The sequence below is a fragment of the Nitratireductor sp. J20-h4 genome, assembly GCF_056780505.1.
Genome location: NZ_CM165557.1, coordinates 3308781 through 3330197, shown reverse-complemented (window position 1 = coordinate 3330197; position 21417 = coordinate 3308781). Strand labels below are relative to the sequence as shown.

Below are 21417 nucleotides of genomic sequence, written 5' to 3'. Positions count from 1 at the left end.
GGAGGAAACTATGCGATCGACCCCACAATTTCTCGCCGCCGCGCTCGTGATGTACGGCACAGCGGCCTTTGCCGATGAACAGGCCCAGCAGTTCCGCGCCGCGTTTCTGGACGGATCGGCCGGCTGGGAGGACGTTCAGGCGCGGGCCAAGGAGGAAGGAACCGTCAATCTCTATTATTGGGGCGGCAACGACGTCTTGAACGTGTGGATGGACCGCGTGGTCGCGCCGGCGCTCGAGGCGGAGGGCGTCAAGCTCAATCCCGTGCGCATCACCGGCACCAAGGACGCCATCGACCTCGTGCTGGCAGAGATGAACTCCGGCAAGGGCGTCGGCGAAGGCAGCGTCGATGCGATCTGGCTGAACGGCGAGAATTTCGCCACCCTGAAACGCCAGGACGCGCTGTTCGGCAGCTTCGCACAATTGCTGCCGAACGCAGTCAACATCGAATGGGATGAGTCCGACAGCCGCTCGCTGCTCAATTTCCGGGATTTCGGCGTCGAGACCGAGGGCAAGGAAATGCCGTGGTCGGGCGAGCAATATGTGTGCGCGGTCAATGCGGCCCGGGTCGAGGCCGGCGATGTGCCGTCGACTTTTGAGGAACTGCGCGCCTATCTGGAGAAGAATCCGGGCAAGTTCACCTATATCAAGCCGCCGCATTATCTCGGCAACACCTTCGTCCAGGCCGCGATCTATGCGCATAATCCGGACGGCAACGGCGCGGAGGCCTTCCAGGCCTCGCTCGACGAGATCGGTGCGGCCGAACTCGCCCGCCTGATCACGCCGGGTCTGGAATACCTCAAGGGGCTGGAGCCGCTGCTTCTGGACGCCAATGGCGGCAAGCCGCGTTATCCCGAAGACAATGCCGCGCTGGACGGGCTGTTCCTCAACGGCGAGGTGAACTTCAACTGCAAGTTCGGCCTCTATGCCGTGGCGACCGGCCTTGCGACCGGCACCTATCCGGAAAAAGCGCAGGAATTCATCTTTCCCAAGGGCAACATGATCAAGAACAAGAACTATCTGGCGATTCCGGCGAACGCGCCGAACCCGGCCGCGGCGCTGGTGCTCGTCAACTACATGACGTCGGTCGCTTCGCAGGTCTCCAAGCTGAAGAATGTCGGCATGCCGGCCGGCATCGACCCCTGGAAACTGTCGGATGAAGACGCGGCAGCACTCGCGGCGGCCTCGCCCGGCCATACCGGCGTGGACCCGGCCGAACTCGACGCCAACACCGCCCCCGACACCAACGCCACTCTGGTCGACGTGATCGAGGCGACCTGGCTGGACTATATCGAGCGCGGCAGCGACGCGCCGATCGCCGACATCGTCGCGCGCGCGGCGGAAAACCTGAGCAAGTAACGGTATCGCCGCCGCCGCATCGCGGCGGCGGCTGCCCGCGCCCGGAGGTTACGGTGACACAGGCACGACACGAGACGATGCGCAGACGGGAGCGGCTGCGCGTCATCCTGCAACTGACGCCGATCCTGGCGGTGCTGTTCGTGCTGTTCGGCGGGGCGCTGGTGCTGGCGGTGCTGCAGTCGCTCGGCTTCGCGCCCTGGTTCGGGGTCAACACGTTTCCCGATTTTTCCTATTTCGGGGCGCTGTGGTCGTCGGCATCGTTCTGGTGGTCGCTCGGGCTGACGCTTTATTACGCCACCGTGTCGACGGTGATCGCGCTGGTGCTGGCGGTGCTGCTCGCGCTGGCCCTGATCAAGGCGTTTCCCGGCAAGACCTTCTACAAATATCTCTACAAGCTGCCGCTGATGATCCCCTATACGGTCGGCATCGCGCTCGCCGTCTTGATGCTGAGCAATGGCGGCATGTTGTCGAGGCTCGCCGCCTTTGCCGGGCTGATCGACGATCCGGGCCAGTTTCCGCAGATCCTGAAGACCCATTACGGCTGGGGCATCATCGCCGTTTATGTGTGGAAACAGGTGCCCTTCATCACGCTTGCCGTTTATGCGGTGTTGCTGGGTATCGGGCGCGAGACGGAAGAGGCGGCCGCGATCCTGGGGGCCGACCGCAAGACGATTTTCTTCCGCGTGACCCTGCCGCAGATCCTGCCCGGTATCGTGTCCTCGACGCTGATCTGCTTCGCCTTCAATGTCGGCGCCTTCGAAGCGCCCTTCATCCTCGGCGGCGGCTTTCCCGACACATTGCCGGTGGTGGCGTGGCGCTATTTCAACGACGCCGACTACACGCTGCAGCTTCAGGGCATGGCGACGGTGGTGTCGATCGGCCTCGTCTCCGGGGTCATCCTTTTCGCCTATCTGGCCGCCTACCGGCGCTACGAGATGAATATGGGGCGGAACTGAGATGGCCTTCAAAAACGTGCAGAGCCTGTCGGAGCGCCTGTCGCCGTTTCAGAAATTCTATCTGATCGTGATCGCCGGGTTCATTCTGGGGCCGTTCATTCCGCTGCTGATCCAGAGTTTCGCATTCCGCTGGGCCTGGCCGGACCTGCTGCCGTCGACCTGGTGGCTGGAGCAGCGCGACAAGTCGATGCTGCCGCTCGCCTGGGACTATGTGTTCTCGCCCTATTCGCGGGTCTGGGAGGCGACGGTCAATACCGTTTTCATCGGCAGCGTCGTCACGGTGATCTGCCTGGCGATCTGCCTGCCCGCGGCCAGGGTTCTTGCGCGGGAGCGCTTTCGCGGCAAGAGCGCGTTCGAGTTCTTCCTGTCCCTGCCGCTAATCGTGCCGGAGGCCGCCATCGGCATCGCGCTGTTGATGATCTTCATCCGGCTCGGCCTGGCCGGCAGCTATGTCGGCATCATCATCGCCCATCTGATCCCGACCATTCCCTACATGGTGCGCATGCTGACGGCGGTCTATCAGGGGCTGGGCCGGGATTTCGAGGAACAGGCGATGATCCTGGGCGCCAATCGCCGGCAGATCCTGTGGCGCGTGACGCTGCCGATGCTGCTGCCGGGCGTGGTGGCGGGGGCGCTGTTTACCTTTTTGGTGTCGACCAACATCTTCCTCCTGACCTTTTTCCTCGGCCAGGGCCAGATCGTCACGCTGCCGACGCTGCTGTTTTCCAAGATCTCCGGCGGCACGCTCGACGCCTCGGCCGCCGGCATCACGCTGATCGTCACCCTGCCGGGGATCATCCTGCTCATCCTGTCGGAACGCTTCATCAAGGAAGAGGCGTTCGGCAAGGGTTTCGGAAATTGAGGACACGACCATCATGACGACACCGGCTTCGATCCTGGAGCGCTTCCCCACTCTTTCTCCCGAGCTGGTGAGAGAACGTCTGGGACGACCCGCGGCGCGGCCGCGGGTGATCATCGACACCGACGCGGCCAACGAGATCGACGACCAGTACGCGCTCGCCTGGGCGCTGCTTTGTCCCGGGCGGCTCGATCTGGAAGGGGTGACCGCGGTGCCGTTTTCCTTTGCGCATCATCGCGACGGGCTGATCCGCAGCACCGAAATCGTGCGCGCCGGCGGGCCAAAGGACGCCGAGGAGGAGCGCTTCATGGGCGGGCTCGGCGGCTGGGCCGAACGGGTGGTCGCGGCCGGGCGGCGGGCCGAGGACATCCGCTTCGTCGGGCCCGAGGAGGGTGCGGAGCTCTCCTATCAGGAAATTTTGCGCGTGTTCGACAAGTGCCATCTGCCGGCCGCCGGCAAGGCGTTTCGCGGCTCGCCCGGCTATCTGACCAGCCTGGAGGAACCGCTCGACACGCCGGCGGCGCGGTTCATCATCGAGCGCGCGCGCGCCAAAGGCGACGGGCCGCTCTACATCGCCGCGATGGGGGCGTTGACCAATGTCGCCTCGGCCCTGCTGATGGCACCCGACATCATCGAAAACATCGTGGTGGTGTGGACCTCGGGCTTTCCCTCGCACGCGCCGTTTTCCAACAAGCCGTCGCTCAATCTGGTGCAGGACCGGCTGGCCTCGCGGCTGTTGTTCGATTGCGGCGTGCCGCATGTCTATTTGCCGGGCTACCATGTCGGCGCGCAGCTCAAGATATCGCTGCCGGAGATGGAGCGCTTCGTCAAAGGCCGGGGCGCCATCGGCGATTATCTCTTCCATCTCTACACCCACAATCCGCTGCACGAGATGTTCGCGATCAGCGAGCCGCAGACCAAGACCTGGGTGATCTGGGACGTGATCAACATCGCCTGGCTGTTCGACCCAGGCTACGTCGCCACCACGCTGACGACATCCCCCGTCCTCGACGAGGAGCTTTGCTGGCGCCATCCCGGCGGGCGGCATGCGATGCTGGAAGCCTTCGACATCAACCGGGACGCGATCTTTGAGGATTTCTACGCCGTGCTCGAGCGCCAGCCGCCGCGCTGAGGCGTCAAGCCGGCGCCGTTTCGTTCCACCGGACCGGGGCGGGAAAGCCGATCTCCAGCCGCGCGGTTTTCACGGACAGCGACAATTGATCGAGGCGATTGCCGGCCGGGTGGCGCTGCCCAAAAGGCCGGTGTCTGTCCGCGGCAGGTCAGGGCTTTTGCTCCTGCCGGATGGTTAACTGCGTGGGCAATGCGCAGCGCGGTCCCCCGGCGGACCGTATCGAGGACCTCTTTCGAGGCGGCGACGGCGCGCAGGTCGATCTCCGGAACCCGGTTGACCGGGCTCGAAGACACTTGATTAAACTAAAAAACTAGATATATAGTTTGTGGGCGTGCTGCCACAGCGACGGACGCGTTCGCGCGCTGAAGGCGTGTCGGATCATGGCGCGGCAAAGCGTGTCCTTTGTGCGATGAAAGCGAAAACGGACAGGTCGAAATGACGGAAACTTTTTTGCGGATCGGAAATCGGGGATCCGGACTTTTCCGCGAGGCGTGGCGCGGCGGCGGCGTTTGGCTCGTCACCGCCCTGATCCTGGCCCTGCTCGCCGTCGTGGCGCCGGCCCAGGCGCGGCTCAGCCTGGGGTTCGTGATTGGCTCGTTGATCGAGACGGCGCCCTATCTCGTGCTTTCGATCGCGGTTGCGGCCTATGCGACGGCGAGCGGCGCCGACATTCTGATCGCCCGCGTCTTTGCCGGTTCGCCGTTGGTCATGATCGCGGTCGCCGCCGCCTTTGGCGCCCTGTCGCCGTTCTGCTCGTGCGGGGTCATCCCGCTGATCGCGGCGCTTCTGACCATGGGGGTTCCGCTGTCCGGCGTGATGGCGTTCTGGCTCGCCTCACCGGTGATCGACCCGTCAATGTTCGTTCTGACATCCGGGCTTCTCGGGTTCGAGTTCGCGCTCGCCAAGACGTTCGCGGCCGTGGGGCTCGGCCTGTTCGGCGGCTATGCGACCCATGCGTTGATGCGGATCGGGTTTCTCGGCGAGCCGCTGCGGCCGGGCGTTGGCAATGGCGGCTGCGGCGCATCTGCAATCCGCGCGCCAGGCGCGGTCGCCTGGGCGTTCTGGTCCGAACCCGAGCGGCGTGCCCGCTTTGCGCGCGCAGCCGGCGCAGCGACGCTGTTTCTTGTCAAATGGCTCAGCCTCGCCTTTCTGCTGGAAAGCCTGATGCTGGCCTATGTTCCGCAGGAATGGATCGCCCTGGCGCTCGGCGGTTCGGGGTTCGTGCCGATCGTCACGGCGACACTGGTCGGCGTTCCGGCCTATCTGAACGGCTATGCGGCGCTGCCGCTGGTGTCGGGCCTGATCGAGCAGGGCATGGCGCCGGGGGCAGGGCTTGCCTTTCTCGTGGCCGGCGGCGTGACGTCGCTGCCCGCGGCGATCGCGGTCTTCGCCCTCGTGCGCCGTCCGGTGTTTGCCCTCTATATCGTCCTGGCTCTGGCCGGATCGCTGGCGAGCGGATTTCTCTACCAGGCATGGCTATGACGGCTCGATAGGCCCGGGGTCGTAGCGTGGCCCGGAGAGCAAAGACCGGCTTCGTCGCCGCACGGCCGCCCGGCCTGTCCGCCGGTCAAGCCGGCCGCGGACGCGGCCCAGGCAATTTCCTGGCCGACACGCCGGAGCCGTTTGGTGCCGGCCTACTCCTTGACCAAAGTGGTCTCGAACGTGCCGTTCGCGTCGATACAAGCGTCGGCATCCGGCTTTGAAAACATGCCCTGCTTGCGGCAGAGCCGTGCGACGAAGGCACCGGATATCTCGGGATCGCCGGCGAGCGTCAGGGCGTCGAGGGTCATCTCGACCGAGCCGCCCTCGTCGCCGGCAACATAAAACGGCGCGCCCATGCCTTCGGGCCACCAGGACAGGTTCAGATCGGAAATCGGCGCGTCCGGTCCCGCACCCATCAAGGAGAACTCCAGGACCAGGACGTTCGTCATCCGGCTCTTGCCGCCCACGGCGTGTGCCTGAACGGAGACGCGGCTGAGCGGGCCGAAATCACGCAGCGTCGCCGTCGCCGAGCCCTCGCTGGGAACGCGCAGCGTTTCGCCCTGATAGGCCTGCGTGTCGATGACCGCGGTGACGGTCCCCAGCGGGGTGGTTTCCACCGCGATGGACTTTCCCGCGGACAGGACCACGGCGGTTGTCAGCGTCAGTGCGGCGATGCGGCGAACGGAACTGTGCATGATCCAGGTTTCCTCGTGCGGTGGCGATGGGGACGTAGCGGCGCAGGGCGCGGGAGACATCAGGGGAAGGACCAGCCGTCATGATCGATACGGAAAATCCGTACAGGCGCTCCCGCCTGATCGGGATCGGCCCGCAGGCTGTAGGTCGCGCGTTGCGGCCGGCCGAAATTGACGCAGTCGACATGGACGGTGATCATGCCGCGAAACATCGGCCTGTCGGCGTCCCGACGCGGCTCCTCGCAGCGGCCGTCGAAATCCTGCGCGCCATAGATCGGATCGGCGCCGGCCTGGCCCGACACGAACGCCCTGGCGACCTCGAGATGGAAATAGCGTTTTGCACCCTGAAGACGGTAGAGCCCGGTGTTGCCGCCCGAATCCTCGATCGAGCGCATCTCATAAAGGGTTCTGACCAGTTCCTCCGCCGCGACGATGAGATCGTCGCCCGTTTCGTGGCCGACGTCGCCGCCGGCAGGCCCGCCATGATCGGGGTCGAGATAGGCGGCGTTGACCCAGCCGGCCCTGGCCAGGTCCGCGCTGCGCATCAGGCACCAGCGTGGCGGCAGGGCGGAAAATTCGGCCGGCGACATCGCGGCGCGATGGGCGGGCGTGTAATAGGGCACGCAGGTGACCTGCTGCATGCCGCGCTCGTCAGAGGAGAACCGGGTTAAGACCGGATAGGCCGTTCCCGGTCCCATGCGGGCATAAAGCACGTCGCGTGCGGCGACGCCGGTCACCCGCCAGGCGTCGGGGCCATGGCCGTCGATTTCAGCGCGCGCCGGCATGGAACCGGCGGCGAGCGCGGCCGCGATCACCCATCCCATCAGGAGTTTCCTGCCGCCGTCGCGTCCCTGTCTCATTTCTTCATCCTCCGCCATGTGCGATTTAGCCCGGGCGTGATCGTAGCCGCAGTACAGATTGCCGTCGCGAGCGATCCGCTAGCGGCGCGTCAAAGAGCAATATCAAACAGGTACGCTCGGCGTGAATGGGCCAAATGCCCCACCGCCGACTATGTGAGAAGAAAGCAAGTGCCGTGAGGCTGAGACAAGGAGGCGCCGAGGCGCGCATCAGGCGGGTTGCGGCGCACCGGCACGCGACGCGGCGCCCGTTTCCTGGCGATGGAGTTGCGCCAGTTCGATCTTGCTGGCGATCTCGAGCTTTGCGTAGAGATTGAAGATGTGGTTGCGGACCGTCGACGGGGCGATGCCGAGTGTGCCGGCTATTTCGCGATAGGTCAGGCCGTGGACGTAATGTCGGGCGATCTCGCGCTCCCGGGCGGACAGACGGGCCAGCGGTCCGAGACGGCGCACACGCAGCAAAAAATGTTCGCCGAGCTTTTCCGCGGTCGCGGCGATCGTCCGGCCTTGCCAGGGCAACCCGCGCGGCAGGGCGGCGCGCAGCGCGGACGGCAGCCGGTCCGGCCGGTCGCACTCGCCGCGCAGCAATTCGGCAAACGCCCCGTGCGAGGCCAGCACCCAGCCGTCGCGATCGATCAGGCCGACGGCCTCGTCGCGGTCGGCGTGACGGTAGAGCGTCGTTCGCCGGTTGATGCGCAGTGCAGCCGACAGATGCGGCATCAGCGTGTGTTTGAGCCTGCGCGCGGTATCGGAAAAGATCGCGTTTTCGGTGTCGGCACAGAGCCCGACGAAGCTGACATACCCGTCCTGCGGTTCGGCCGCGATGGTGGCCATCATCTGCCGGGCGCCAAAACGCTTCCAGTGCTCGTTGTAGGCGGGGGTGCGGCGATAGTTCTCGACGTCGTCGAAACGCGCGGTCTGCCCGAGCCGGTTCAGCGTGATGTCGCAAAAGGCATCCGTGTCGGCCACCGCCGACCAGTCATCGAGCACGCGCGGCGTTTGACCGAGCGCGGTCAGGTCGCTCACCTGTCTGTCGTCGGCTCGGCCGCCGCCCCAGAGCGCGAAGTCGAATGCGATCAGCCCGCCGAGCCGCCGCAAGGTCTGGCGGCGGAATTCGTCCGGGGACGATTCGGCGGCGTGGGCGTAAAGGCCGAGAAGAAATTCCGAAATATTTTCAGCTTTTTCCCGCATCGGCCGCTTCGTCTTTCATTCCGGTGCCCGTGCCGCGCCACATGTCGAGCGTCGTCGCTTCGAGACCGCCGCGTCCTGTAAACGGACGCGGCGCGCCGATGGCAGCAAAATCGGCGGCACTGTCAAGCCCACGCTTGCGGTTTGCATCGTCGTGGCGGTCGCCTGTCCGGGCCGGTCTCAGACCCAGGCGTTGACGTGCCAGGGCAGGAACTCGTGCTCGCCGTAACCGAGCAGCTCGCTTTTTGTCGGCGCGCCGGAGGCGGTGCGCACCATCGCCTCGAAAATCGCCTGGCCGGCTTCCTCCAGCGAGGCCTCGCCGTCGAGCACGGTGCCGCAATTGACATCCATGTCGTCCTGCATGCGCCGATACATGGCGCTGTTGGTCGCGATCTTCAGCGAGGGAGAGGGCCGGCAGCCGAAACAGGAGCCGCGCCCGGTGGTGAAGCAGATCAGATTGGCACCGCCGGCGATCTGGCCGGTGACCGAGATCGGGTCGTAGCCGGGCGAATCCATGAACACCAGGCCGCGCTTGCGCACGGCTTCGGCATAGGGGTAGACCTCCATAAGCGTCGTCGAACCGCCCTTGGACAGGGCACCCAGGGACTTTTCCAGGATCGTCGTCAAGCCGCCCGCGCGGTTGCCGGGAGAGGGGTTGTTGTCGAAACCCTTGGGCTCGTGCGCGGTGTAGTCCTTCCACCAGTCGAGCAGTTCGATCAGCCGGCGGCCGACATCCTCGCTTGCGACCCGCTGCAGGAGCAGGTTCTCCGCGCCGTAGATCTCCGGCGTTTCGGACAGGATCGCGGTTCCGCCGTAACCGACCAGGATGTCGGCGGCGACGCCGAGCGCCGGATTGGCGCTGATGCCGGAAAAACTGTCGGAGCCGCCGCATTGCAGGCCGACACAGAGCTGCGAAACCGGAAAGGGTTCGCGGCCCTGGTTGCCGGTCTCGGCCATGATCTCGCGCACGATCGCGGCGCCGGCATCGGCCGTCGCGCGGGTGCCGCCGACCTCCTGGATGGTGAGACTGCGCACCGTGCCGCCGAGCTCAAGCCCCTCCTGCTCGCACAAAAGCTCGATCAGATTGTCCTCGCAGCCGAGGCCGACGATCAGCACGCCGGCGAAATTGGGGTGGCGGGCATACCCGGCGAGCACCCGGCGCAGCATGTCCATCGAGGGGCTGCCGTCAGAGACGCTGCAGCCGCTGCCGTGGCTCAGCGCCACCACCCCGTCGATATGGGGATGGTCGTTGCGCCAGGCCGGGTCGGCAAAGCGATTGGCGATCAGATGGGCGACCCCGGCGGCGCAGTTCACTGTCGTCAGGACGCCGATATAGTTGCGCGTGCCGACCCGGCCATCGTCGCGGCGATAGCCGAGAAAGGTCGGCGGCTCCCGGTTGGTCAAAGCGGGCGGCGGAGTCACGGTGATGGTGTGGCCGGCGAGCGAGCCCGGATAGTCGAGATTGTGCATGTGGACATGCTCGCCCGCCGCGATCAGCCTGGCGGCGATGCCGATCGGCTGGCCGAGGCGCAGAACCTGCTCGCCCGTCCCGACCGGACGCAGCGCCACCTTGTGCCCGGCCGGCACCGGGTCGCGAACCGTGGCGTCTGAAAAGGGCGACAGCGTCTCGCCCGGTTCCAGCGCCGTCAGCGCGACGGCGACGTGGTCGTTCGGCGATAGCCGCAGCAAACGGTCGGGCATCTCTCACTCCTCAAAATGTCGACATTATGCATTTTGAGCACATTTAGACGCCGCCGTCGAGGGGCGATGCGCATACGGCGCGCTGGCGCTCGCCGGCTGCCCCTGCATCGGCGCGCAAAGTCCCGCGGGCGCGGGCCTAGCTCACGCCGCGCGAGGAGCGCGCCGCAGCCAGGATGTGACTGCGCAGCATTGCCGTGGCCAGTTCCGTATCGCGATCACGGCAGGCCTGCAGGATCGCCTGATGTTCTTCATGCGCCTTTTCGCGGCCGTCGGTCAGCGTCACCTGAACGCGCAGATAGCGGTCGATCGTCTGGTGGATTCGTTCGAGCTTGCCAAGTGTCGTCGGCCGCTGGGCAGGCTGGTAGAGCTGCAAGTGAAGCTGCCAGTTCAGCTTGCTCCATTGCGACATATCGGCGTTTTTCATCTCAGAAATGGTCTTTTCGGCCGCTTCGAAGTCCGCTTCGGTGCTGGCGGGGATCGCCAGCGCGAGAAGGTGCGGCTCGATCAGCAGCCGGAGTTCGAAGAGTTCGGTGATCTCCTCGGCGAGAATCGGCGCGACCTTGGCGCCCTTTTGCGAGGTGAGCGTGACCAGCCCCTCGGCCTCGAGCTGGCGTAGCGCCTCGCGCACCGGGCTCCGGCTGATGCCAAGCTCGGCGGCGATCTCTTCCTGCCGCAGCCGCATGCCGCTTTCGTACTCGCCGGCAACGATGCGACGCCTGAGCTCGACGCAGACCTGGTCGGCAACCGTGTTCTTTTCGATCAGGGGTTTGTTCATGGAGCGGGAATCCATCTGGTGACAAATATTGCTATGCGTTTCGTTTCCCTCTTGCAAGGTCGAATGAAGAATGTATACATTCGGCAAATAGCCGGTGGCGACCGGTCTGCAGAATGAGAGGGACGACCAATGATCAACTGGACCGGGGTGTTCCCAGCCGTAACGACGAAACTCAAGGCGGATGGGAGCCTGGATCTCGACGCCACGCGCAGAAGCGTCGACCGGTTGGTGGTCAATGGGGTTTCGGCGGTGATCATGCTGCCGATGCTGGGTGAAAACGCGTCGCTGCGCGCCGATGAGCGGGAAGCCGTCATCGAGGCGGCGCGCGACGTCGTGGCGGGCCGCGTGCCGGTCCTGACCGGTCTGGCCGATCTTTCCGAGGACGCCGCGGCGGCGGCTGCGCGCGACTATCTCCGCATGGGCGTCGACGGGCTGATGGTGTTTCCCAGCCTCGCCTATCGCACCGACCCGCGCGAGACGGTCGCATGGTATCGCGCCGTCGGTGCGGCGAGCGACCTGCCGATCATGATCTACAACAATCCGCTCGCCTACCGGGTCGATGTCGGGCCTGACGAGCTGGAAGCGCTCGCCGATGTCGACACGATCATGTGCGTCAAGGAAGAGTGCGGCGACCCGCGCCGCATCACCGACATCTACAACCGGGTCGGGGATCGCTACGCGGTTTTCTGCGGCATCGACGACCTGATCGTGGAGAGCGTCGCCGTCGGTGCGGTCGGCTGGGTATCGGGCATGACCAATGTGTGGCCGGCCGAGTGCGTCGCCCTGTTCGAGATGTGCAAGGCCGACCGCTACGCCGAGGCGCGCGCCCTCTATCGGCTGCTGATGCCGGCGTTCCATCTGGATACCAGCGTCAAGCTCGTCCAGTACATCAAGTTTGCCGAGCATCTCGTCTACGGCGCGCCCGAACATGTCCGTCGCCCGCGGCTCGATCTTGTGGGTGAGGAGCGGGCCGAGGTCGAGGCGGTGGTCAAGGCGGCGATCGCCGCGCTGAAGCAGCGGGCCGCAGAGGCGGCCTGACGCGGCCGGCCCCGGGTCGGAGGCGGTTGCGCGCCCGGCATCCCCGTTTCGGCGGAGGGCGCGTGGCGTGACGAAGACGAATGATAAGGGCGCGTTTACCGCTGTCCCGCATGAACCAGTCGCCTGGCGCCGGACGGGAGGAGAACCGTTCGCGCGGCGATGACCGATCCGGTCGGCCCTGACATCGCGTCAGTCCGCGTCCGGACCCAGTGTCCGGACGCGGCAGGCGACCGGGCCGACTGAACGAGAGACGGTCGCGGTTCCACCCGGAACCGGGACATGTCCGAAAGCCCGGTCATGGGGCCGGGCAACAAAGGGAGAGAGGACCATGCTGAAAACCAGAAGCCTGATCGCGGCGGCGATCATCGGGCTAGCGGCGCACGCCGCAACGCCGACGACTGCCGCCGCCGAAGGCACGATCCCGGTGATCGTGAAAAATACCTCGACCTATTATTGGCGCGTGCTTCTGGCGGGCGCCCGCAAGGCCGGCGACGAACTCGGCATCGAGATCGCCGAACTCGGTCCCCAGACCGATTCCGACATCAACGGACAGATCTCGGTACTCGAAAATGCCGTGGCCAACAATCCGCTCGCGGTCGTGATCGCCGCGTCGCAATACGAGGCGCTCGGCAAGCCAATCGACGAGGCCGCAACCAAGACCATCGTGGTGGGTGTCGATTCAGGCGCCAACAGCGATGCCTACGCCTCCTTCGTCACCACCAACAATGTCGAAGGCGGCCGCGCGGCTGGCGAGGCGCTGGCCGCGGCGATCGCAAAGGCTCATGGCGACGCCGAGGGCGACGTCATGCTCATCACCTCGGTGCCGGGCGCGGAATCGCTCGATCAGCGGGCAGAGGGTTTCAAAGCCGTTCTGGCCGACAAATATCCCAATATCCGCATTGTGGCCGACAAGGTCGCGGACGGCCAGATCGTGACCGGGCTCAACATCGCCAACGATGTGATCCTGGCCAATCCCAAGCTGCGTGGCATCTTCGCGAGCAGCGAAAAGATGGCGGTCGCCGTCAGCCAGGCCGTGGCGGAGAACAACCTTCAGGACCAGATCAAGATCGTGGCTTTCGACAGCAACGAGCAGCTGGTTCAGCATCTTGCCGACGGCATCGTCGCCGCGCTCATCATCCAGGATCCGATGCGGATGGGTTATGACGGGGTGAAGATTGCCTATGCGGCCTCGAAGGGCGAAAAGGTGCCCGAGATGGTCGACACCGGGGTCAACGTGATCACCCAGGAGAATATGGGCAGCGAGCGTTCGCAGGAACTGCTCAACCCGAAAATCGACTGAGAGTCCGCGCAAGAACCAACCCGGTGGGAGACGATGACCTTACTTGATCAACCACGCGGAACCGCTGAAACCAGCCAGCAAGAGCGGTTTCTCGTCGAACTCAAGGACGTTCATAAGCGCTTTCCGGGGACGCACGCGCTCAAGGGCGTGGATCTCGCCATGCGACACGGCGAGATCCACGCCATCATCGGCGAGAACGGGGCCGGCAAATCGACCCTGATCAAGATCCTGACCGGCGCTCACAAGCGCAGTTCGGGAAGCATTCTGTGGCAGGGGCGGGAGGTTGCGCTCGCTACCCCGCAGGAAGCGCTCGATCTCGGCATCAACGCCGTGCATCAGGAAGTGGTTCTGTGCGAACACCTGACGGTGGCCGCCAATATGTTCCTGGGAATGGAACAGCAGCGGCTCGGCCTGCTGAACGAGCGCGCCATGGTGCGGCGCTCGCAGGAAATTCTCGACGATCTCGGTTTCCGCCTGTCGGCCGCCGCGCCGCTGTCGGCGCTGACCATCGGCCAGCAGCAGCTGGTCGCCACCGCCAGGGCGGCAATCCGCGGCACCAAGCTCCTGATTCTCGACGAGCCGACGGCCTATCTCACACGGGCGGAGACGGACCAGCTCTTCGCGCTGGTCAGGCGGCTGCACAGCCAAGGCGTGACCATCGCCTATATCAGTCACAGGATGGAAGAGATTTTCGAACTGGCCGACCGCGTTTCCGTCCTCAGGGACGGTGAGCTGGTCGCCAGTCGCGTGGTCGCCGAAACCACGCCGGAACAATTGATCCGCGACATGGTCGCCCGTTCCCTCGGCGAGATCCATCACAAGGAAGACATCCCCTTCGGCGAGACGCTTTTGAGCGTCGAGGGCCTGTGCGGCCCCGGATTTTCGGACGTCTCGCTGTCGGTACGACGCGGCGAGATCGTCGGGCTCTACGGGCTGATCGGCGCCGGCCGCAGCGAATTCGTCGAGTGCGTGTTCGGCAGGCGCCGCCGCTCCGCGGGCCAGGTGACGATCGGCGGCCGCGCGTTGAAGGGTGTCAACGAGGCCGAGGCGATCGCGGCCGGAATCGTGCTGTTGCCGGAAAGCCGGCGCGATCAGGGCCTGTGCCTCAATCTCGACGTCGGTTTCAACCTGACGCTGCCGATCTTCCGGCGTCTCAGTCCGCGCGGCCTGATCGACCGACGGCGCGAGGCCGAGGCGATCGGCACGCAGATGCGCGCGCTCGACATTTCCGCAGCCGGCCGGCAGGCGCCGACCTGGACGCTTTCGGGCGGCAACCAGCAGAAGATCGTTCTGGGAAAATGGCTTAATCACGGGGCCGACTTGTTCATCGTCGACGAGCCGACGGTGGGCGTGGATGTCGGCACCAAGCTTCAAATCTATCGTCTCTTCGCCGAATTGCTGCGCAAGGGCGCCGGCATCATCATGATCTCCTCCTACCTGCCGGAGGTCTACGATCTGTCCGACACGCTGCATGTCTTCCGCCAGGGGCGGCAAGTCAGCAGCTATGGCGCGCGCGGCGTCGATCACGAGACCATTCTGGCCGACGCGATGGGGACGGCCAAGAAGATTTCCAACGGGGGAAAAGCCGCATGAAAGACGCCGCACCGGAAACGCAGGATGCCGGGCTGTCCAAAGCCGAACAGCGCCAATCGCGTTTCGCGTTCGTCAGAAGCCTGACCCTTCTGGGGCTGGTGCTGCTCGTCTGGCTCGTGCTGAGCGTGATGACGGAAAGCTTCATGACCTCGGCGAACCTGTCCAATCTGGCGCGGCAGGCGTCGCTGTGGGCGATCATCGCCGTCGGCCAGACCTTCGTCATCATCACCGGCGGCATCGACCTTTCGGTGGGTGCGATCGTCGGCCTGTCGAGCACCGTCGTTTCGGTGCTGCTGAAAGCGGGCCTGCCGATCTGGCTGGCTGTCTTCATCACCATGGGCATCGGCCCGGTGGTGGGCGCATTCCACGCCTTCGGCATTCTCAGGATGGGCCTGCCGCCGTTCATCATGACGCTGGCGACCATGACCGGTCTGCGCGGTATCGGCCTCTTGCTCACCGACGGCCAGACGATCGCCGGCCTGCCCAACGCCTTTACCGCCTTCTCGCGGCAGAGCTTTCTCGGCATCCCGTCGCTGGCGTGGATGGTGGTGCTGGTCGCCGTTCCGGCCTATGTGCTTCTTAGCCACAGCCGCTGGGGACGCCACCTCTTTGCCGTCGGCAGCAACTCGGAGGCGGCGCGGTTGTCTGGCATCAGCATCTCGCGCACCATCTATCTGGCCTATATCCTGTCGGCCAGCTGCGCGGCCTTCGTCGGCATTCTGACGGCCAGCCGCATCTCGATCGGGGTGGCGACCACGGGCGAGGCCTGGGAGCTGCAATCGATCGCGGCGGCGGTGATCGGCGGGGCCAGCCTGTTCGGCGCGGTGGGCAGTGTGCCTGGACCCCTGCTCGGCTCGCTGCTTTTGACCACCATCAACAACGGCGCCAATCTCTTGAACGTGAACCCGTTCTGGCAGCGCATCATCACCGGCGCCCTGATCATCGTGATCGTCTGGCTCGATCAGTTGCGGCGCGCCAAGCGCTGACAACGTCGCGCCTCTCCGTCCCAAACCGTGACGCGCCGACCGGCGCGCACAAGCATTGTCGCGGGAAAACCGAATGAGTCTGCACCTTGGAATCGACACCGGTGGCACGTTCACCGACTTCATGCTCTACGACGAGGAGCAGCGCAGCCTGAAGGCCTGGAAGGTCCTGTCGACGCCGGGCGATCCGACCGCCGCTGTCATCACCGGATTGCAGCAGGTGGCCGATCCGGGCCAGATCAGTTCGGTGCGTCTCGGCACCACGGTGGCCACCAACGCGCTTCTGGAACGCCGCGGGGCGCGCGTCGCCTATCTTGCGACACGCGGCTTTCGCGACGTGCCCTTTATCCAGCGCGGCAACCGGCGCTCGCATTACGACCTGTCGTGGGTGAAGCCGAAACCGTTCTGCCTGCGTCGCCACGCCTTCGAGGTGACCGAGCGCGTCGACCACACCGGCGCGGTGATCGTGCCGCTCGACGTTAAGGCCGTGCGCCGGCTCGCCCGCCATCTGGCGGAGACCGGCGAGGTCGAGGCGGTCGCCGTCAACTTGTTGTTTTCCTTCCTGCGGCCCGACCACGAGCTGGCAATCCGCGATATTTTCGCCGAGGAGGCGCCCGACCTGCCGGTGTCGCTGTCCTACGAGATCGATCCGCGCTGGAAAGAGGATCAAAGGGCGATGACGACGCTGGCGGATGCGTATGTAAAGCCGCTGGTCGGCCAGCAGGTTCGCAGCTTCCGCGCGCGGGTGGTGGAGGCCGGCGTCACCGGCCGGATCGCGCTGATGAAATCCAACGGCAGCGAGATGTCGACCGAGGCCGCAGAGGCGCAGCCGGTCAACCTGGCCGTGTCCGGGCCCACGGGCGGGGTGACGGCGGCCAAGCATCTCGCCGCGGTCAAGTCCATCGACAATCTGGTCACGCTCGATATTGGCGGAACCTCGACCGATGTCTCCGTGGTGGTCGAGGGACGGGAACGCTTCACCGACGATTATGAGCTTGAATTCGGCATTCCGCTGCGCGTTCCCATGATCGACATCCGCACGATCGGAGCCGGCGGCGGCTCGATCGCCTGGATCGACAAGGTGGGCGGCCTGCATGTCGGTCCCGAGAGCGCCGGCGCCAATCCGGGGCCGGCCTGCTACGGTTTCGGCGGCACACGGCCGACGGTCACGGACGCCAATCTCGTTCTGGGCCGGATCGATCCGCAGTCGTTTCTGGGCGGCAAGATGACGCTGGACGCGGCGGCCGCGCGCGCGGCGATCGAAACCGTGGCGGCGCCGCATGGCTGGAGCGTGGAGCAGGCGGCGCTGGCGATCCTGCGCATCATGAACAACAACATGGTGGGCGCCCTGCGGGCGGTGCTGATCGAGCAGGGGTTCGACCCGCGCCAGTTCACGCTGATGACGTTTGGCGGCGCCGGGTCGCTGCATGTGTGCGATCTCATGCATGAGGCAAATATCCCGCTCGGCATCGTGCCCAACCATCCCGGCCAGTTCTCCGCCTACGGGTTCACGATGGCGGATGCGCGCAGCGACCGGCGCCGCTCGACGCTGCTGTCGTCGCGGGATTTCGACCTGGCGCGCGCCAACGCGGTTTTGGCCGATCTTTCGCGCGAGGTGCTGGAAGACCTGCACAAGCAGGGCCATGACAGCGGCATCGAACTGCGGCGCTCGATGCAGATGCGCTATCTCGGCCAGAACTACGAGCTCGAGGTGCCGCTGACGGTCGATCGTTTCACGGCCGAGGGAATGGATGCGATCTGGCGCGACTTTCACGACCGGTTCGAGGAGCGCTACCGTTTCCATCTGCCGGACGAGCCGATCGAGATGGTGGACATGGGCTGTACCGCGATCGCCCACATGCCGAAGCCGGAACTTCCCCGGCTGCCCGTCGCCGCCGGGCCGGCCAAGCCCGATGCGACGCGGATGGTGACGTTCGAGGAGGGGTGCCTGCCGACGCCGGTGTTCAAACGCCACGCGCTGGCCGCCGGCCATGGTTTCGACGGCCCCGCGCTGCTGGAGGAGGACGTTTCGGTGACGGTGGTGCGGCCGGGATTCCGGCTGGAGGTCGACGTGTACGGCAATCTGGTGATCTCCGCCGGCAAGACAGCGAACAAGGGGGCCTGACCATGCGTTTTGCAGCCAACGGGTTTTATGTCGAATCCTACGACAAATGCTGCAATTGCGGCGTTTTGTTGTATCGACGGGACGCGGCGATCGAGCGCGACAAGGGCGGTCTCGTGTGCGGCGAATGGTGCCTGCAATGGGCCGAAAACGGCGCGCAGGACGTTGCCGCGTCGTCCGGCGCCGCCGATCGCGCCAGCTATCGCGGCAAGACGGACGTCGTCGACCTGAAGATCCTGGACGGCAATCTGGCCTCGATTTGCCGCGACATGGGCGTCACCGTCATGCGCACCGCCTATTCTCCGATCTTCAGCGAATCGCTCGACTTCACCTGCGGCCTGTTCGACGCCTCCGGCGCGATGATCGCGGTCGGCGATTTCTGCCCCTCGATGATCGGCGGCATGCCGCTGATCGTCCAGGCGATCGTCGACGAATATCCCGTCGAGACGCTGGAAGAGGGCGACGTGATCGTCCACAACGACCCGTATCGGGGCGGCATGCACACGCCTGAGCACACATTCTTGAAACCGATTTTCCGCCAGGGCGCGCTGGTTGGCTTTGCCGGCGCGATCGGCCATATCGGCGAGATCGGCGGCATGGTGCCGGGCAGCTTCTTCGCCGAGGCGACGGAGGCGTTTTCCGAGGGGCTGCGGATCCCGCCGGTGCGCATCAAGCGGGCCGGGCAGGACTGTCCCGACGTGTGGAAGATGATGTTGGCCAATGTGCGCACGCCGCGCGCCAATTACGGCGACTACCGGGCGCTGATCGCCGCCGTCGATCTCGGCGAACGACGGCTTCTAGAACTGGTCGAGCGCTACGGCGCAAGCGGTTTCGCGGGCGCCGCGGCTGATCTGCTGGACTATTCGGAGGCGCGCATGCGCGCCGAGATCGCGGACATCCCGGACGGCCGCTACGCGTTCGAGGACATGATGGAGGATGACGGGGTTGAGGCGCGCGCGCTGCCGATAAGAACTGCCGTTCATGTCGGCGGCAATGAGGCGGTGGTCGATTTCAACGGCACCGCCCCGCAGGCGCGCGGGCCGATGAACACGCCGCTGAGCGTGCCGCAGGCGGCCGCCTTCAACGCCTTCCTGCAGATCACCGACTTCACCATTCCCAAGAATGCCGGCTGCTTCCGGCCGATCCGCGTGCTGGTTCCGCCTGGCTGCCTGCTCAATGTGGAGTTTCCCGCCCCGTCGGTCGGCGGCAATACGGAGTGTCATCCGCGAATCGTCTATACGGTGCTGGGAGCGCTGGCGCAGGCTGTGCCGGACAGGGTGCCGGCCGCTGATGGCGGCACCTGGTCGAACTTCCTGTTCGGCGGGACCGATCCGCGTACCGGCGAATATTACACCTCCTACGATCTGCACACGGTGGGCTGGGGCGGACGCAACGGCGCCGACGGCAACGATGCTGTCTCCAGCATGAACGGCAATTGCCGCACCATTCCCGTCGAGGTTTACGAGACGCGCTATCCGTGGCTGGTCGAGGACTGGTCGCTGGTGCCCGATTCGGGCGGAGCGGGCGAGTTTCGCGGTGGGCTCGGCATGCAAAAGACCATCTTGTGCCGTGCCGACGAGGTCGTCGTCAGCCATGTCGGCGACCGCCAGCAGGTGGCGCCGTGGGGGCTCAATGGCGGCGGGGTGGCCGCGCTGGCGGCGACACGGTTCAAACTGGCCGGGAGCGAGGACTGGAACGACGCCCGTGAAACCTACGGCAAGGTCTCGCCGAGCAAGTTCGCCAATGTCGTCGTGCGCGCGGGCGACCGGGTTCACATCGCCATGCCCGGCGGCGGCGGCTGGGGCGATCCCGCGCGACGGCCGCCCGAAACGGTCGTCGACGACGTGCTCGACGGCTATCTGTCGCGCGAGGCCGCGCAGAGCGCCTATGGCGTGGCGGTGCCCGTTCCCGAAAAACCCGGTTCGGCCTGAAACGGGGCCGTTAGCCAGAACGCGCCTGCGCGATCGCGTCGACGATCGCCTGTCGGCTCATGGCGCCGTACTGGATGGCGGTGTTGAACAGGAAGGACGGCGTGCCGCGGAAGCCGAAGGCGTTGGCCTGGTCCATGTTGCGGGCCAAAATGCCGTCGATGCGCGCCGCATCCTGCCTTGACCGGGCGAGCAGGCGTTCGGGATCGTGGCCGGCGTTTTGGAGCGTGCGGTCGATCTCCTGCCTGCTCAGCCGGGCTTTTGTCGCCATCAAGGCCATGTGGGCGCTTTCATAGGCCTCGCCGGCGGCCAGAACGAGACTGGCGGCGTGGACGGAGGGCGCGCCGAAGATCGGCCAGTCCTTCATCACCAGCCGCACCTTTGTGTCCGCCCGCACCACCTCGACGAGATCGGGATGGCCGCGTTTGCAATAGGGGCATTGATAGTCGAAGAATTCGACGATGGTCACGTCGCCCTTCGGGTTGCCGATCACCGGGATCTCCGGATCGAAAAGCACCTCCTCCAAAGAGGGGTAGTTTTGCGCCTTTGCCGCGCCTGCCGGCAGGACGAGAGCGGTGGCGGCGGCCGCGCCCGCCACGAGCACGCTTCGACGGTCGATCATTTCGGAGTTCTCCTGTTTTGATGATTTGCCTCAGCGGGTCGCCAGGCGTTCGATATTGGACTGGAGCACCTCGCGCGAAATTTCGCCCAGATGGGCGTGGCGAAGAATGCCCTCAGCGTCGATGAACAGGGTGGCCGGCAGTCCCGGCGCGCCGTAAAAGCGCGACAGTTCGCTGAACGGATCGATCAGGATGGTTTCCAGCGACAGGCCGGCCGACGCCAGATAGCGCCGGACGGCCTGCTTGCCTTCGCCCTGGTTGGCGAAGACGAACGCCACGCCCTCGGTGCCGGCGGCGAGTTCGGCCATCATCGGCATCTCGCGGCGACAGGGCGGGCACCATGTCGCCCACAGATTGACCACACGCGGCATGCCGTCGCGTTCGCCGAGCCGGTGGGAGGCGCCGGCCAGCGTCTCGAAGGCGCGTTCGGGCACGGCGAGCGGCCGTGTGCCGCCGGTGAGCTGCCAGCTCGTGTTCCAGACGATGACGGCGAGCGCCAGCGGCAGCAGCGCCCACAGACGTTGCCTGGCGCCGGTGAGGACAACGAACAGGCTGACCACGACGGCGGCGGCGCCGGTCGGCCAGTAGAACCCGCCCTGCCAGAGGGCGAAGACGCGCAGCGGATCGGCCTGGAAGCTTTGCAGATGCAGGAGAACGTGGCCGAGACGGGCGGCGGCGAGGCCGCCGAGAACCGCCCACCACGACCAGCCATTGAAGCGCGGATCGACGCGCCGGCTCATGATGCCGGTGACGATCATGAACACGAACAGGCCGAGCACGACGGCGAAGCGGTCGGCGGCGAGCACGAGCGGCCCGAGCGAGACGGCGTTCATG

18 protein-coding genes are annotated in these 21417 nt (G+C 65.7%); 11 read left to right on the top strand and 7 right to left on the bottom strand.

Going from position 1 to position 21417, the window contains the following annotated elements; translation table 11 throughout:
* The first annotated feature begins 10 nt into the window (after positions 1-10).
* The 5 genes from ACT2B0_RS16045 (at position 11) to ACT2B0_RS16025 (ending at position 5786) form a co-directional block, all read left to right on the top strand.
* Positions 11-1357 (top strand): ABC transporter substrate-binding protein, encoded by a 1347-nt coding sequence (locus ACT2B0_RS16045; protein ID WP_473459169.1) that lies wholly within the window; start codon positions 11-13, stop codon positions 1355-1357.
* Positions 1358-1410: 53 nt separating this feature from the next.
* Entirely contained in the window at positions 1411-2313 is a 903-nt protein-coding gene (locus tag ACT2B0_RS16040) for an ABC transporter permease (RefSeq protein ID WP_473459167.1), read from the top strand.
* 1 nt (position 2314) lies between these two features.
* Positions 2315-3175 (top strand): ABC transporter permease, encoded by an 861-nt coding sequence (locus ACT2B0_RS16035; RefSeq protein ID WP_197434996.1) that lies wholly within the window; start codon positions 2315-2317, stop codon positions 3173-3175.
* Between the two features lie 13 nt (positions 3176-3188).
* Positions 3189-4304, top strand: a complete 1116-nt coding sequence (locus tag ACT2B0_RS16030; protein ID WP_473459164.1) for a nucleoside hydrolase — start codon at positions 3189-3191, stop codon at positions 4302-4304.
* A 435-nt stretch (positions 4305-4739) separates the two neighbouring features.
* Positions 4740-5786, top strand: a complete 1047-nt coding sequence (locus tag ACT2B0_RS16025; protein ID WP_473459162.1) for a permease — start codon at positions 4740-4742, stop codon at positions 5784-5786.
* Positions 5787-5938: 152 nt separating this feature from the next.
* On the opposite strand, the gene ACT2B0_RS16020 is transcribed toward ACT2B0_RS16025, so the two are convergent.
* The 5 genes from ACT2B0_RS16020 to ACT2B0_RS16000 form a co-directional block, all read right to left on the bottom strand.
* On the bottom strand, positions 5939-6481 hold the full coding sequence (locus ACT2B0_RS16020) for a hypothetical protein (RefSeq protein WP_473459160.1): 543 nt from the start codon (positions 6479-6481) through the stop codon (positions 5939-5941).
* 59 nt (positions 6482-6540) lie between these two features.
* Positions 6541-7338, bottom strand: coding sequence for an SH3 domain-containing protein (locus tag ACT2B0_RS16015; RefSeq protein ID WP_473459158.1), 798 nt, complete (start codon positions 7336-7338; stop codon positions 6541-6543).
* 207 nt (positions 7339-7545) lie between these two features.
* Complete coding sequence (locus ACT2B0_RS16010; protein ID WP_473459156.1) at positions 7546-8526, bottom strand: helix-turn-helix transcriptional regulator; 981 nt, start codon at positions 8524-8526, stop codon at positions 7546-7548.
* Between the two features lie 177 nt (positions 8527-8703).
* Positions 8704-10224, bottom strand: a complete 1521-nt coding sequence (locus tag ACT2B0_RS16005) for a UxaA family hydrolase (protein WP_473459154.1) — start codon at positions 10222-10224, stop codon at positions 8704-8706.
* Positions 10225-10360: 136 nt separating this feature from the next.
* Positions 10361-10999 (bottom strand): GntR family transcriptional regulator, encoded by a 639-nt coding sequence (locus tag ACT2B0_RS16000; RefSeq protein ID WP_473459152.1) that lies wholly within the window; start codon positions 10997-10999, stop codon positions 10361-10363.
* A 129-nt stretch (positions 11000-11128) separates the two neighbouring features.
* Here ACT2B0_RS16000 and ACT2B0_RS15995 point away from each other — a divergent pair, with 129 nt between their 5' ends.
* From ACT2B0_RS15995 to ACT2B0_RS15970, 6 genes are all read left to right on the top strand, one after another.
* The gene (locus tag ACT2B0_RS15995; RefSeq protein WP_473459150.1) at positions 11129-12037 is read left to right on the top strand and encodes a dihydrodipicolinate synthase family protein; all 909 of its coding nucleotides are present in this window, start codon (positions 11129-11131) and stop codon (positions 12035-12037) included.
* A 328-nt stretch (positions 12038-12365) separates the two neighbouring features.
* Entirely contained in the window at positions 12366-13337 is a 972-nt protein-coding gene (locus ACT2B0_RS15990) for a substrate-binding domain-containing protein (RefSeq protein ID WP_473459148.1), read from the top strand.
* Between the two features lie 33 nt (positions 13338-13370).
* Positions 13371-14930: a sugar ABC transporter ATP-binding protein gene (locus tag ACT2B0_RS15985; protein WP_473459146.1), complete on the top strand. Its 1560-nt coding sequence runs from the start codon at positions 13371-13373 to the stop codon at positions 14928-14930.
* On the top strand, positions 14927-15916 hold the full coding sequence (locus tag ACT2B0_RS15980) for an ABC transporter permease (protein WP_473459144.1): 990 nt from the start codon (positions 14927-14929) through the stop codon (positions 15914-15916). The genes ACT2B0_RS15985 and ACT2B0_RS15980 overlap by 4 nt, the downstream gene beginning before the upstream one ends.
* Positions 15917-15989: 73 nt before the next feature.
* The gene (locus tag ACT2B0_RS15975; protein WP_473459142.1) at positions 15990-18038 is read left to right on the top strand and encodes a hydantoinase/oxoprolinase family protein; all 2049 of its coding nucleotides are present in this window, start codon (positions 15990-15992) and stop codon (positions 18036-18038) included.
* 2 nt (positions 18039-18040) lie between these two features.
* On the top strand, positions 18041-19966 hold the full coding sequence (locus ACT2B0_RS15970) for a hydantoinase B/oxoprolinase family protein (RefSeq protein ID WP_473459140.1): 1926 nt from the start codon (positions 18041-18043) through the stop codon (positions 19964-19966).
* Positions 19967-19976: 10 nt separating this feature from the next.
* Here ACT2B0_RS15970 and ACT2B0_RS15965 read toward each other — a convergent pair whose 3' ends face one another.
* Together ACT2B0_RS15965 and ACT2B0_RS15960 are read right to left on the bottom strand one after the other, a co-directional pair.
* The gene (locus ACT2B0_RS15965; RefSeq protein ID WP_473459138.1) at positions 19977-20585 is read right to left on the bottom strand and encodes a DsbA family protein; all 609 of its coding nucleotides are present in this window, start codon (positions 20583-20585) and stop codon (positions 19977-19979) included.
* A 30-nt stretch (positions 20586-20615) separates the two neighbouring features.
* Positions 20616-21416 (bottom strand): prolipoprotein diacylglyceryl transferase family protein, encoded by an 801-nt coding sequence (locus ACT2B0_RS15960; RefSeq protein ID WP_473459136.1) that lies wholly within the window; start codon positions 21414-21416, stop codon positions 20616-20618.
* Between the last annotated feature and the right edge of the window lies 1 nt (position 21417).